A 14,182-nucleotide genomic window follows, 5' to 3' on the forward strand; every position below is an offset into this window, starting at 1 on the left:
CCTTTCGGTTTGAGCCTGATTGGTGTTTACTGAAAGCCACATATGAATTTCAAAGGGTTGTGGCTTTCATGTTATCCCAATTACCAACACCAGTTTTAGATCCCATTCTTTCTCTCTCCGTTGCTTATCGTAACGATCCTCGTCCGGAAAAAGTCGATCTTGGTATCGGCGTTTACAAAAACAGCGCTGGCGTTACGCCAATTATGCAGGCTGTAAAACAGGCTCAGGATATCGTGGTCGCGACTCAGACCAGCAAATCTTATGTCGGCCTTGCCGGGTGTGAAGAGTTCAATCGTGGCATGCTGAATCTGGTGATGGGTGAGGCTGCCCAACTTGAGCGTACTATTGCGATTCAGACCCCTGGCGCCAGCGGCGCGCTGCGTATGCTGGGCGATCTGATTCAGGTTGCCCAGCCGGGCAGTACCATTTGGCTGACTGACCCGAGCTATGTTAACCACAAGCCAGTAATGGAAGCGGCGGGTCTGACAGTGAAATTCTATTCTTACTTCAGTCGCGACAGCAAAATGGTGGATACCGAGCGCATGCTGGCCGATTTATCCAAGGCAGGGCCAAAGGATGTCGTTTTGCTGCATGGCTGCTGTCATAACCCGACCGGTGCTGATATCGATTTCGCGGCTTGGCAGGCCATCACCGAACTGGCGTTGAAAAATGGTTTCACACCTTTTGTCGATATTGCTTACCAGGGTTTTGGTGAAGGACTGGAACAAGACGCTCAAGGCCTGCGTTATATGGCAGATCAGGTAGAAGAAATGCTGGTTACGGCATCGTGTTCGAAGAACTTTGGCCTCTACCGTGAACGCACCGGTGTGGCGATCGTGATGGGCAAAAATGCCCGTGAAGCCGCCAATGCAAAAGGTAAGTTACTGACCCTGGCACGTTCCACGTACACCATGCCGCCTGACCACGGTGCAGCGCTGGTGAAGACCGTGCTGCAGGACCAAACGTTGACCGCTTTATGGAAACAAGAGCTGTCAGAGATGCAACAGCGTTTGTTAAACCTTCGTCAAACCTTATGCAATGAGTTGAGAAATCAACACAATACGGCACAATTTGATTTCATCAAAAGTCACAAAGGGATGTTTACTGTGTTAGGCTTCGCTCCGGAGCAAATGACACGTTTACGTGAAGAGTATGGAATTTATGGAGTTGGCGATGGTCGTATCAATATCGCCGGTCTGACAGAGAAAGATATTCCTTACGTGGCAGATGCGATTGTTAACGTCTCATAAAGTTAGAGCACCCGTTTTTAAACAGAGATCCAGCAAGTTGATTAGGTGAATGCATGAAACAACAATGGAAAATCCTGATTCCTTTAATGCTTAGTGGCGGTATCGTGGCTTGTGCCTCGTCTCCGGCAGATAAGGAAGCCGCGACTCAAGTTGAACAACCTACAAACTCGCAGGAAGCGAATAATAGTGCAAAGGATAGCAATACGCCAAAACAAGACACAGTTGTGCTCAAAGCCACCAAAACATCGGATGGCAAACTGATTCTTGGCTCTCAGGAGTGGGTTTATGTCCCTGGTGTAAAAGAGAATTTCCGTGCCCGGGTTGATACTGGGGCGACGACATCATCGATTAGTGCGGTGGATATTGAACCGTTTGAACGCGACGGCAAAGACTGGGTTAAGTTTCGTATCGAGCACGAAGGGATTAAAAGTGAAGAAATGAGTGTACCGGTTGAGCGTTGGGTTAAGATCCGCCAGTCGACCTCAGACACCACTCACCGCCGTCCGGTCATCCTGTCCTGGATTCAAATCGGTGACGTGAAAGAGCAGACCGAGTTTACGCTGGCAGACCGTACTCATCTGAGTTATCCGCTGCTACTGGGACGCAGTTTCTTCAAAGATGTGGCTGTGGTCGATGTTGGTCGTAAATACGTGCAGGAAAAGCACAAAAAGGACTGATTATGCTCGAGGAATGAACATCTTCCGGATACGATCCTTATCCAGGTAATTAACAAAAAGCCAGCACATGCTGGCTTTTACTTTGGCTGCGATTCAACAGCCTGAATCGAAAGTCATATAAAAAAGCCAGTGAGAATACACTCACTGGCAAGAGTCACGGGGGACTTTACGAGGGGAGCCAAGATCGGTAGTTAGCTCCAATTTGCTTTCGCAATTTATTACTTTCGTAATTTACTACTTTAGTAACTTACTACCTGCGTAACTTATGCGGTCACAGCTTGTTTGCTCTGTGCACGTGATTTCAGGAATGCGTAGCTGACACCTGTCACGACAGTACCTACCGCGATAGCAACCAGGTACATCAGTACCGGAGTGATAGCGTTAGGAATCAGCAGTACAAACAGACCGCCGTGTGGCGCCATCAGTTTTGCACCGAACAGCATCGACAGGGCACCAGTCAGTGCACCACCAATCATACAAGACGGAATAACACGCATCGGGTCTTTCGCTGCGAATGGAATCGCACCTTCAGAGATGAAGCACAGGCCCAGTACGAATGATGCTTTACCTGCTTCACGCTCACCTTGTTCAAACTTGTCTTTTGCCAGGAATGTTGCCAGACCCATACCCAGAGCCGGTACCATACCTGCTGCCATGATAGCGGCCATTGGCGCATAAGTTTGCGATGCCAGCAGACCAACACCGAAGGTGTACGCAGCTTTGTTAATCGGACCACCCAGGTCGAAACACATCATAGCGCCCAGGATAACACCCAGCAGAACCGCGTTGGCCGAACCCATGTTGTTAAGGAATTCAGTCATTGCTGACATGATGCCGGCAACCGGGCCACCAACGATGTAAATCATCACCAGGCCAGTGATTAAGCTGGCAACGAATGGAATGATCAGAATCGGTTTTAGTGCTGCCATTGAAGCAGGCAGGGCGACTTTATCGGCAATGAATTTTGCTGAGTAACCGGCAATGAAACCCGCTGCGATACCACCCAGGAAGCCTGAGCCGATTGAGCTTGCCAGCATACCACCGATTAGGCCAGGGGCCAGACCCGGACGGTCAGCGATAGAGAACGCGATGTAGCCCGCCAGCACCGGAATCATCAGAGCGAATGCAGAGCCGCCGCCGATAGACATCAGAGCCGCAGCCAGAGTACCTTCTTCTTTAAATGCTTCAATACCAAATACAAACGACAGCGCGATGATAAGACCACCGGCGACCACCACTGGCAGCATGTGAGATACACCGGTCATCAGATGCTTGTAGACGCCTTTCTTCTCTTCCGTTTCTGCACCGGATTTCTGCGCAGCACCTGAATGTTGGTACACTGAACCCTGAGCGATCGCTTTATCCATCTCTTCTGATGTTTTCTTCAGCGCAGGGCCGGTTTTGGTACGGTACATTTTTTTACCGTTGAAACGCTCCAGCGGTACTTCAATGTCAGCCGCGATGATAACCAGATCCGCATCGGCGATGTCTTGTTCAGTCAGAGCGTTACCTGCACCGACTGAGCCACGGGTTTCCACTTTGATCTGGTAACCACGACGTTTGCCTTCTTCTTCCAGTGCTTCAGCTGCCATAAAGGTGTGTGCAACACCAGTCGGGCACGCAGTCACAGCAACGACTTTTTTCACGCCGTCTGTGGCTGCGGCTACAGGCGCAGTAAAAGTGGTTGCGGCAGCGGCTGACAGTTCAGTCGCTTGTTCGGTTGCCGCTTTCAGGTAAGCAACCGGATCAGCGGTAAGGGCGGAGATTTCGCTCTGGTAAACTTTTTTACCCACGAAGCGTGTGGTATCAACCGGAGTGTTTGTAGCAACAATCACCACCTCGGCTGTGTTGATTTCAGCGTCAGTCAGGGTTTTACCCGCCAGAACGGATGAGTGGCACTCAACACTGGCCGTCCAGTTTAGTGATTTCGCCGCTTGTTCAAGTAGACCAGCAGCGATAATGCTATTTGCAACGCCGCTTGGGCATGCAGTAATAATGGCAATATTCATAGATGCGACCTTCTGTCCTTATTGGTTAGTTTCTGCGCTAACCGGTTGTAATTGGATTTGTTGTTGTAGGGTGTTTAATTGCTCAATGTCTGGTACGCCGACACCAACCTGCGTGACCGCAAGGGCGGAAAGGGCAGTAGCAAACGTAATCAGTGGTTGTTTATCCATCTCTTGCATGTGGCCCCAGCAAAGTCCGGCCACCAGCGTATCACCGGCACCGACTGTGCTGACCACATTCATACGTGGTGGCTGGGCGTGCAGCCATTCACCGTTATTCAGCCACATGGTGCCTTCGGCACCCATGGATACAACGATGTTCTCAATACCTTTGTCAGCCAGTTGTTGGGCGGCCTCGCGGCATTGTGCCGGTGAGGTTAATTCGCGTCCGACAAACTGAGACAGCTCTTCATCATTAGGTTTGATCAGCCAAGGCCGGGCGTTCAGGCCGGCGGCCAGTGCGTCACGGCTGCTGTCGAACAGCACTTTTTTACCCAGGCCGTGCAGTTTTTCGATCCAGGACGCACACAGCTCCGGTGACACGCCCGTTGGCAGGCTGCCAGCCAGTACGAAAAATTCATGATCTTCGGCCAGTGCCAGTAGGGTAGCTTCAAACTCTGCAATGTTTGCCGGCGAAACCTGAATGCCCGGGAAGTTCACGTCGCTGACTTCGCCGTTGGCCTCAACCAGCTTTACGTTGATGCGGGTTGCGCCGTCGATGCGGACAAACTTGTCTGTTGCGCCCATGTCAGCAAACAACTGGCAGAACATTTCCTGGTTATCACGGCCCAGAAAGCCGGTAACCGTCACGTCGGCACCTAAGTCACTCAGTACTTTCGCCACGTTGACGCCTTTACCAGCAGCATGCAAATTGCCTTCTTTGACCAGGCTGACTGAGCCAACATTTAACGTGCTCAGGCTGCCGGTCAGATCGAGTGCCGGGTTAAGCGTAATGGTGACAACTTTATTGGTCATATCGCGCTCCTTAACCTTCACCCAGGCCAGCGTTGATCGCTGCACCGATAGATTCCAGAGCTTGCGATGCATCAGGACCTTCGGCAGTAAACTGCAGTTGGTGACCGTGTTTGACGCCCAGCGCGATAACTTTCATCAGGCTTTTCGCGTTCACAACTTTGCCGTCACCATCCAGATTGGATACCTTGATGCTGGATTCAAATTTCTTCGCTTCAGCAACCAGCATTGCGCCAGGGCGTGCGTGCAGGCCGTGTGAGTTTCTGATTTTGAAGACCGCTACGTTACCGTCAGCAGCAGGAGCCTGGGTTTCTTCTTCACCCTGAGTAAACAGATTGACCAAGGCTTGTGCGTCGGCATTAAGCAGTTTGTCTTGCTGCTGGGCAAATACCAGCTCAGAGATCTTAGCGAGGAACGCCTCGTGCGCGCTGTTGCAAGCGGCAAATGCGATTAACGCTTTGACCTTAACGCCGTTGTGTTCACAGTCATTGGCAGTTGAAACAAATGACATACCGGTGCGTTTGACGTTTTTATCGCTGCTGATTAACCACAGGCCTTTACCCAGGTGAGTCGGCTCTTTAGTGACTAAGTCTGCGACAAATTCAGCTTCTGCACAGCCTGTGTTCTTTAGCAGGCCGCCGGCGACGGCACTCATCTGAATCATGTCGCTGGCCGGGAATTGCAGTTGAATCAGTGACGCATCGAAATCGGCATCAAACTGAACTTCGCCGTTCAGCAGGGCGATGATGTCTTTCTCTGCTTTGGCTTCTTTCAGTTTTTGTTCAACACCATCGGCTGACAGCACTTTGGTGAGTTGTTTGAGAATTCCCAGGTGCTCGTCCGATTTAGCTGCGATACCGATAGCAACGTAAACCGTGTTACCGTCGCCCCAGTCAACGCCGGCAGGAAAGTGGTGAACAGCAACACCGGTTTGTTTCACCAGGTCGCGTGTATCTGTGGTTCCGTGAGGAATTGCGATGCCGTTACCCAAAAAAGTTGAGTTTTGCGCTTCGCGGTTCAGCATACCTTCAACATAGCCTTCATCAACCAGACCTTTGGCAGTCAGGTCGGCAGCAATAGAACGAATCGCATCCAGCTTGTTGGCCTGTGCTTGTTCCAGTTGAATGTCTTGAGTAGTAAGTTGCAGCATGTTTGGCCCCTTTCCAGCCAGCGAGTGGCTTTTTTGTTGTCACCGCACCTCAGGTGCGGCGCAAGGATTTACCCTGCTTTATCGTTGAGCTGAATCGTTTCAGCTTTAAGTTCTAAAAAATTCAGCAAAATCGTCGATTGGCGATATCATCGTTTGCTTGTTTTAAGGTTTAGTCCAAAAAACACGAGTTGGCTATCAATTTGAGACTTTGCTGAATCCTTTCAGCTTCAATACTGAATCGATTCAGCGTATAATTCAACTTCATCAAGGATCGGAAAGTTATTTCTATGATCATACGCACATTACAGAGTAGTTGATATGACACTAGATGAAGTGGCCAAGTTGGCGGGCGTCTCCAAAACAACCGCAAGTTATGTGATCAACGGTAAAGCACATAAATACCGAATTAGTGAGAAAACCCAGCAGAAAGTGATGGCCGTGGTTGATGAACACAACTACCGTCCGGATCATGCGGCCTCGGCACTGCGTGCCGGAAGCAGTCGTTCCTTCGGCTTGATCATCCCTGATTTAGAGAACACCAGTTACGCTCGTCTGGCCAAACTGCTGGAGCAGAATTCGCGTAAAGCGGGATATCAAATTCTGATTGCCTGTTCAGATGATAATCCAGAGACAGAAATGAGCGTGGCGGATGCCTTGGTGTCGCGCCGGATTGAAGCCTTGTTCGTGGCCAGTACCATGCCGGACGCCAATAGCTTCTATCTTAACATTCAGAAAAGCGGCACCCCGGTCATCGCCATAGACCGTCCTTTAGACGACGAGTACTTTGCCTGCGTGATCAGCGAAGACTTCGGCGCCGCTTTTGAGCTGACCGAATCCTTGTTGGATAAATCGGTGAAATCGGTTGGCCTTATCGGTGCGTTACCGGAGCTGAATATTTCCCAGGAGCGTCAGTTGGGTTTTGAATCGGCACTGAAAGAGAAGGGGATTGACGTCAAGGTTGACTATGGTCAGCACTTCCATCGTGATGACGGCCGGGAGGTGTTTGAGCGCTGGGTTGCCGAGAGCAGTGTGCCGGATGCGGTAGTGACCACATCTTATACCTTGTTAGAAGGGATTCTTGACGTGTTGTTAATGCATCCGGAACTCATGAAAACGATCCGTCTGGCTACTTTTGGTGATAACCGTTTGCTTGATTTTATTCCGACGAAAGTGAACTCGCTGCCTCAGCAGTTTGAGTTGATCGCGGACAGTGCGCTGGCTCTGGCACTCAACGCTTCCGCCAAACGTTATCAGTCAGGTGTTGAGCTGATACCACGTCGTTTAAAAGTGCGCTCCTGAGCCTAATGTGGACGACTTGATAAGCCAGATCCGTAAGTAACTAAATTAGCCGCTAATGCCTTAATGGGCACTACCGGCTAATTGTTGACTGATTGGTATCAATCGGTGGAATCTGGCTCGATCTTTTTCCTTCTCACATCGCAATTCCTGGCAAAACGAGTATCATAGTTTCAAAACACTCATAACTATTCGTTCAACAGGCTGGGAATGAAGTTTCTGCATACCTCTGATTGGCACCTGGGACGCCAGTTCCATAACGTGTCTCTTCTCGAAGACCAACGCGCTGTTCTTGATCATCTTATCCAATATCTGACCGAAAACCCGGTGCATGCGCTGGTGGTTGCTGGTGACATCTACGACCGTTCAGTACCGCCGACGATGGCGATTGAGCTACTGGACCAGGTCGTGTCGCGTATTTGTCACGAACTCGACACGCCGGTAATTATGATTCCCGGTAACCATGACGGCGCCAAACGTCTCGGGTTTGCCGCGCGCCAGATGAAAGGTTCCGGACTGCATATCATTAGTGATTTTGACCAGATGCTCGAACCGGTCGTACTGCGCTCTGATGAAGCTGGTGAGGTGGCCTTTTACGGCATGCCTTATAACGATCCTGAGCTGGTGCGTTATCACTATCAGCAGCCGGTTGCGACTCATGATGAAGCACACCAGTTGCTGTGTCAGCGCATCACAGAACAGTTTGATGCGTCACAACGTCACGTTTTGATCAGCCACTGTTTCGTTGACGGTGCGATGGAATCGGAATCGGAACGTCCGCTGTCAATTGGCGGCTCTGACCGGGTCGATCATCAGCACTTTTTGCCGTTTGACTATGTGGCGCTGGGGCATTTGCATCAGCCGCAAATGAAAGGTGAAGAGTTCATTCGTTATTCTGGCTCGCTGATGAAATACAGTTTCTCCGAGCAACATCAGAAGAAAGGCGTCACTCTGGTTGAATTGAATCAGGATGGATTTGTCAGCGCACAACATATCGATTTACCTTGCCCGCATGGCATGCGTATCGTTGAGGGTGAGCTTGAACAGCTGATTGAACAGGGCAAAACCGATCCGAATAACCACGATTATCTGCTGGTGCGATTGCAAGACAAACACGCCATTCTCGACCCGATGGAGAAACTGCGCAAAGTGTATCCGAATGTCCTGCATCTGGAGAAGCCGGGCATGTTGATCGGGGTTGACCAGGAAATGGGTCGTGCTCGCCTGGCGAGAGGCGAAATGGACATGTTCCGCGATTTCTTCTTAGAAGCGAAACAATCTCCGCTCAGCAGTGAACAAGAACAAGTTATGTCAGATGTGATTCAATCGATTAAACAGGCGGAGCAACACTAAATCATGCGTCCGATTCAATTAACAATCCAAGGTTTTGGCCCGTTTGCAACCCGCCAGGTCGTTGATTTTACCGAGCTTGGTCATGCGCCGTTGTTTCTGATTAATGGTCCGACCGGGGCCGGTAAAAGTTCGATTCTGGATGCTATCTGTTACGCCCTTTACGGTGAGACGACGGGCAGTGAGCGAACCGGTGATCAGATGCGTTGTGATTATGCTGATCCCGAACTGTTAACCGAAATCGAATTTCGCTTTGAACTAAATGGTCGTCAGTTTATGGTGACTCGCAGTCCGGATCAGGAAGTACCGAAAAAACGCGGCGAGGGCACCACCAAGAAAGCTCATTCCGCCACCTTGTGTGAGTGGATTGACGGTGAAGAAAAGCTGATCGCCAACCGGCCGAATCCGGTTGCTAAAGCTATGGTTGAACTGATTGGTCTGGATGTAAAACAGTTCCGTCAGGTGATGGTGATCCCGCAGGGTAAGTTTCGTGAATTGTTGATTGCTAACTCCAAAGATCGGGAGCAGATCTTCGGTCAACTGTTTCAAACCCATATTTATACCCAGATCGAAAAAGCCCTGTTTGAACGCGCTGCGGGTATTCGCAAAGAAAAAGATGAGTTTGATAACCAGATCAAAGGCGCGTTGGATGTGGTCTCTGTCAGTAGCGAAGAGGAGCTGCAGGCAGAGAAAAACACCTTGTCGCCGCAGCTCACTGAAGCGGAGCAACATTATCAGGCTCAGCTCAAATTGCGGGACGATTTGAAGCAGCAACACAGTGCGGCACTGGAACTGCAAAGCAAATTTGCAGAGAAAAGCCAGCTTGATGCGCAGTTAAAGGTGCAGGTTGCCAAGCAAACAGAAATCGACCAGTTGCGTCAGAAACGTCAGCAGGCGCAACAGGCGTCTCGCCTTGATTTACCCTACAACGAGTGGATCACCGCACAAAAGCAGAGCGCTGAAGCGCACACTGCATTGACAGCAAAAACGGAACAGTTGAGTAAGGCGCAAATACGCCTTAACCAGGCAAAGGAACAACACCAGCTTAGTGTGAACCGCTACGCACAAACGGAAGCTTTGTCGGCCCAATTACATCAGCTGGAGATGACCGGCAAAAAATTTGCGGCGCTCGACGAGCAGGTTAAACAGCTGAAATCGGCGGGTGATACGCTAAAGACGACGACTCTGGCTCTGCAACAGGCGGAGCAGCGGGTGCAACAGCTGGATAGTCAGATTCAGCTCAAGCGAACTGAACGCGAGACGGCACTGCAGCAGATCGCGACGCTGGATGGTAAGCGCCATTCGCTGCTTACCGTTAATGACCAGATTGAGCGCCGCTTACGCCAGCAAAAGCTGACTGAGCAACTCAACGTTAAAACACGGCAGCTCAAGCAAGCGAGTGACATTTATCAGCAGGCGCAGCAGCAGACACTGGCGGCAAAGCAGCAAGCTGATAAGCTGGAATATGTCTGGCACACCAATCAGGCCGCTGAACTGGCGCGCCTGCTCCAGCCGGGAGACGCCTGTCCGGTGTGCGGCAGTGACGCTCATCCGCAATTAGCGCAATTTTCAGGTGACGTTGTCACCAAAGAGCAGGTTCAGTCTGCCCGTGAGCAGCAGCAACTGGCCAGTCACGCTGAAATTGAGCGTTATAAAGCGCAGCAGGTACTGGAGAGTGACTGCCAGCATGTGCAACAGGACTTACAACAACTGACCGCTGAGATTGAGCAAAAATCCTTGCCGCAGTTAGACGAATTACAGCGTCAGCAACAAACACTCAACGATGAAATCAGCCGCTTATCGGCCATCAATCCGGCGCAGATTGATCAGCAGCTTAGTGCACTGGAAGTTCAATCTCAGCAAGCGAAGCTGGACTTAGAGTCCAGACTGGCCGCCAAGCAGGCGTGTGACAAGGCAGTGACAGAGGCTCAGACCCGGGTGGATGATCTGCAGCGGGACATTACCTCCGAATTCAGTCATGTTGATCAGGTCAGACAAAAATACAGTGAAGTGCAAAAGCAGATAAAAGTGCTGACGGATGCTGAATTACAAGCGCGTACAGCGTTAACTGAGGCGCAAAATCAGTATTCATCGGCACAGGCTTCGCTGACCAGTGCGAAAGAGCTGCTCGACTCCTGGCACAAAGAGCATGTACGTAGCGAGCAGCAGTGGCAACAGTCGCTGGCTGAAACCCGCTTCGCGGACAGTGCCGCTTACTTGGCAGCCCGTTTGGATGATAAGGCTTTATCGCTCATTGATGAGCAGATTCGTCTGTATGATGAAGGGCTGGCGACACTGCGTGGCAAACTGGAGAGTGTCACTCAGATTGTGGCCGATAAACAGCAGCCACAACCAGAGCTGACCGAAAAAGCGCTTGCCGAACAGCAACAAGTGGTGACGGACAGCTTTAACCGTCTGGCCGAATTACGTTCACGCATGGATAGCCTCAAGCAAGTGGAACAAAAACTGGCTAAGCTGTATGAGAAAAATGCTCAGCTTGAAAAAGAGTATCAGGTTTACGGTACCTTGAGCGACATCGCCAACGGTCGTACCGGTGCCAAAGTCAGTCTGCACCGTTTCGTGCTCGGGGTGCTGCTGGATGATGTATTGATCCAAGCATCACAACGTTTGCAAAAAATGAGTAAAGGTCGCTATCTGTTAAAGCGTAAAGAAGAGCGCGCCAAAGGTAACGCCGGTTCCGGCCTTGATTTGATGGTTGAAGATGGCTATACCTCAAAAGCACGCGATGTGGCGACGTTGTCGGGGGGGGAATCTTTTATGGCGGCACTCTCGCTGGCACTGGGTTTGTCTGATGTGGTGCAGTCTTATAGCGGTGGTATTCGTCTCGATACGCTGTTTATCGATGAAGGGTTCGGCAGCCTGGATCCGGAATCACTCGATCTGGCGATTCAGACCTTAGTTGACTTGCAACAGGGGGGGCGCACAATCGGGATCATCTCCCATGTTACTGAGCTCAAAGAACAGATTGCGTTGCGTCTTGATGTCGAAACCGAAGGGCGTGGCAGTAAAATTCGCCTGGTTACCTGACCTGACGGTAACGTTTTATGTGCAGCCAGTTTTTATCTCACGGTAAAGTTGGATGTCATGGTAAAGCTTGATGTCACCACAAGCTTTACCGTGACAGTAAGATCTGGTGCAACAAAAATGCGTAACGTACGATAAGTGCCTGTCGGAACACCAAATAGTGACGTGGGCAGATTGATACTATTGTGCTACCTATTTAGTAATCGAAATTGATATAAAAAGGTGGCATAAAAGTGATTCAATGAATGAATATCTGTGTATAAATTATTCAATTGTACGTATAATCCTAAGGTCTTTTTTCGGTAAGAGTGCATGGACGTAGTCAAGAAAATATACCAGTATGCTGAGCCAAACCTGACTCTGGTCGGTTGGATGGGGCTTGTCGGCTTTCCGGTGTACTACTACATCTGGGCGTTTTTATTCCCGCAGCCATATGAAAACATCTGGCTGCGGTTGTTCTGTTCCTGTCTGTTTGCCGGTATCGCATTTCGCAACAGTTTGCCCAAACTGATGCAGCGTTATATGCCTTGTTATTATCTGCTCAGCATCAGCTTCTGCTTACCGTTTTTCTTTGCTTACATGTTGCTGATGAACGATTGGTCGACGGTGTGGGCGATGTCGTTTATGGCGTCTATTTTTCTGCATATCCTGCTGGTGCATGAGACCAAGGTGATGCTGCTGCAGGCGTTGTTGTCTGTCCTCGCAGCCTACCTGGTGACGTATTGGGTACGCGATGAGTCTTTGACAGACTGGATCTTATGGCCTTACGTACCGATTTTTCTGTTTACCTATGTGTTTGGTAACCTGTTCTACTTCCGCAATCAGAGTTCGCATGAGTCCAAAGTGTCGATAGCGAAGTCATTTGGCGCGGGGATCGCGCACGAGATGCGTAATCCGTTGAGCGCCTTAAAGTCTTCTGTGGACGTTTTGCGTACCATCTTGCCAGCGCAGCCCACTGACCAACGTCAAGGCGCTCATATTGATGGTCAGGATCTGAGTCTGTTGTACGAGATTCTTAAAAATGCCGACGATGTGATTCATTCGGGTAATGAGACTATTGATTTACTGCTGACATCTATTGATGAGAACCGAGTTTCAACGTCGACGTTTAAAAAGCAGCGCGCAGAGCAAGTGGTCAGCCATGCGCTCAAATCGTTTTCGTACAAGCGATCGCTGGATCGTCAGGCGGTGAGCCTGAGCGTTGAGGCGGATTTTGATTTTTTTGGTAGCGATACGTTATTAAAATTCGCGTTATATAACTTACTCAAAAATGCGTTTTATTATCAGAATGGCGAACAGTTTGCGATTGATGTGACCCTGACCCGTGATGCGCAACACAACATGATCAAGGTGCGTGACAACGGAGTGGGTATTGCTCCGGACAGGCTGGAAGAAATTTTTAAAGACTTCTATACCTTTGGCAAAAATGGCAGCTATGGTCTCGGATTACCGTTTTGCCGCAAGGTCATGAAATCGTTTGGCGGTAATATCAGCTGTGAATCTGTGTTGGGCGAGTGGACGGAATTTATCCTCAGTTTTCCTGCCTATCACTCTGAAGTCGTCGGTCATATTAAGCTGGACCTGATGAAAACTAAAACGGTGCTCTACGTAGGCGATGACGGTTTGCTCAGCCGTCATTTAAGTGAACAGTCTTTTTATCAGGGCTTTCGTCTGCATTTATTGACCCTGGCGGAAGCGTTACAACGTGAAGAGTATGAGCTGGAATATGATCTGATTCTGATCGATCTGGAACAGGTCAACGGTCAGTGGCAGTCTATGGTGGAGTTGGAAACTAAGTTACACGCGACTGAAGCCAAAATCGCCTATCTGTACGACAAGCAGAATCGTTATCCAATCAACATAGAACGTCATCTCAAAGTCTTTCCGCTTGAGATACGCCAGCTGTTGATGGATACCAATCAGCAGCTTGATCATCTGTTTTTTGAGGCGGAACCGCTGTTGCCGGATCACAATGTGGTGCCGCTGAAAAAAAACAGATGTGAACGTCGTATTCTGGTGGTGGACGATAACCAGTCGCTGCGTACTTTCACCGCCTTGCTGCTGGAAAAGCAGGGCTATGAAGTGATTCAGGCCAATGACGGCCAGCAGGCGCTGGATGAGATGGAACACAATACTTTCGACTTGGTATTGATGGATATCGAGATGCCGGTTATTGATGGCCTCGCCGCGACCAAAGCGATTCGTGAATCTGATAAACCGTACCGTCATGTGCCGATTGTGGGTCACACCGGTGATAACAGCCCGCTGACGATTGAAAAGATTCAGCAATCCGGTATGAACGATTACATTGTTAAACCGGCTGATAAAGATAAGCTATTGGGTAAACTGGCCAATTGGATCTAGCTCCTTTATCAGGAGCCGGATCCTGTTGTATACCCGTCTGATTAACCGCACCAGGTTAATAAAAATAAACCT

9 protein-coding genes are annotated in these 14,182 nt (G+C 49.9%); 6 read left to right on the top strand and 3 right to left on the bottom strand.

Annotation, left to right across the window (positions count from 1 at the left end; genetic code table 11):
* Positions 1 to 68 precede the first annotated feature (68 nt).
* Together E6C74_RS12450 and E6C74_RS12455 are read left to right on the top strand one after the other, a co-directional pair.
* Positions 69 to 1,250: an amino acid aminotransferase gene (locus tag E6C74_RS12450; RefSeq protein WP_136485645.1), complete on the top strand. Its 1,182-nt coding sequence runs from the start codon at positions 69 to 71 to the stop codon at positions 1,248 to 1,250.
* A 53-nt stretch (positions 1,251 to 1,303) separates the two neighbouring features.
* On the top strand, positions 1,304 to 1,927 hold the full coding sequence (locus E6C74_RS12455; RefSeq protein ID WP_136485647.1) for an ATP-dependent zinc protease: 624 nt from the start codon (positions 1,304 to 1,306) through the stop codon (positions 1,925 to 1,927).
* Between the two features lie 263 nt (positions 1,928 to 2,190).
* On the opposite strand, the gene fruA is transcribed toward E6C74_RS12455, so the two are convergent.
* From fruA to fruB, 3 genes are read right to left on the bottom strand one after another with little or no spacing between them, the layout of a single operon-like run.
* Positions 2,191 to 3,936 (bottom strand): PTS fructose transporter subunit IIBC, encoded by a 1,746-nt coding sequence (gene fruA / locus E6C74_RS12460; protein WP_136485649.1) that lies wholly within the window; start codon positions 3,934 to 3,936, stop codon positions 2,191 to 2,193.
* An 18-nt stretch (positions 3,937 to 3,954) separates the two neighbouring features.
* Positions 3,955 to 4,908: a 1-phosphofructokinase gene (gene pfkB / locus E6C74_RS12465; protein WP_136485651.1), complete on the bottom strand. Its 954-nt coding sequence runs from the start codon at positions 4,906 to 4,908 to the stop codon at positions 3,955 to 3,957.
* A gap of 10 nt (positions 4,909 to 4,918) precedes the next feature.
* Positions 4,919 to 6,055 (bottom strand): fused PTS fructose transporter subunit IIA/HPr protein, encoded by a 1,137-nt coding sequence (gene fruB, locus E6C74_RS12470; RefSeq protein ID WP_136485653.1) that lies wholly within the window; start codon positions 6,053 to 6,055, stop codon positions 4,919 to 4,921.
* Between the two features lie 318 nt (positions 6,056 to 6,373).
* On the opposite strand from fruB, the gene cra reads away from it, so the two are divergent.
* The 4 genes from cra to E6C74_RS12490 all read left to right on the top strand — a co-directional run bounded on the left by cra (position 6,374) and on the right by E6C74_RS12490 (position 14,110).
* On the top strand, positions 6,374 to 7,354 hold the full coding sequence (cra, locus tag E6C74_RS12475; protein ID WP_136485655.1) for a catabolite repressor/activator: 981 nt from the start codon (positions 6,374 to 6,376) through the stop codon (positions 7,352 to 7,354).
* Between the two features lie 207 nt (positions 7,355 to 7,561).
* Complete coding sequence (locus tag E6C74_RS12480; protein ID WP_136485657.1) at positions 7,562 to 8,704, top strand: exonuclease SbcCD subunit D; 1,143 nt, start codon at positions 7,562 to 7,564, stop codon at positions 8,702 to 8,704.
* Between the two features lie 3 nt (positions 8,705 to 8,707).
* On the top strand, positions 8,708 to 11,749 hold the full coding sequence (locus tag E6C74_RS12485; RefSeq protein WP_136485659.1) for an SMC family ATPase: 3,042 nt from the start codon (positions 8,708 to 8,710) through the stop codon (positions 11,747 to 11,749).
* Between the two features lie 309 nt (positions 11,750 to 12,058).
* Complete coding sequence (locus E6C74_RS12490) at positions 12,059 to 14,110, top strand: hybrid sensor histidine kinase/response regulator (RefSeq protein WP_136485661.1); 2,052 nt, start codon at positions 12,059 to 12,061, stop codon at positions 14,108 to 14,110.
* Positions 14,111 to 14,182 lie beyond the last annotated feature (72 nt).

Origin of the sequence: Vibrio sp. H11 (assembly GCF_004804295.1) — a bacterium.
GTDB classification, from domain to species: Bacteria; Pseudomonadota; Gammaproteobacteria; order Enterobacterales; family Vibrionaceae; genus Vibrio; species Vibrio ostreae.

Coding starts and splice junctions, on each gene's coding strand:
- E6C74_RS12450 (WP_136485645.1), top strand. CDS start 69: ATGTTATCCCAATTACCAACACCAGTTTTAGATCCCATTCTTTCTCTC.
- E6C74_RS12455 (WP_136485647.1), top strand. CDS start 1,304: ATGAAACAACAATGGAAAATCCTGATTCCTTTAATGCTTAGTGGCGGT.
- fruA (WP_136485649.1), bottom strand. CDS start 3,936: ATGAATATTGCCATTATTACTGCATGCCCAAGCGGCGTTGCAAATAGC.
- pfkB (WP_136485651.1), bottom strand. CDS start 4,908: ATGACCAATAAAGTTGTCACCATTACGCTTAACCCGGCACTCGATCTG.
- fruB (WP_136485653.1), bottom strand. CDS start 6,055: ATGCTGCAACTTACTACTCAAGACATTCAACTGGAACAAGCACAGGCC.
- cra (WP_136485655.1), top strand. CDS start 6,374: ATGACACTAGATGAAGTGGCCAAGTTGGCGGGCGTCTCCAAAACAACC.
- E6C74_RS12480 (WP_136485657.1), top strand. CDS start 7,562: ATGAAGTTTCTGCATACCTCTGATTGGCACCTGGGACGCCAGTTCCAT.
- E6C74_RS12485 (WP_136485659.1), top strand. CDS start 8,708: ATGCGTCCGATTCAATTAACAATCCAAGGTTTTGGCCCGTTTGCAACC.
- E6C74_RS12490 (WP_136485661.1), top strand. CDS start 12,059: ATGGACGTAGTCAAGAAAATATACCAGTATGCTGAGCCAAACCTGACT.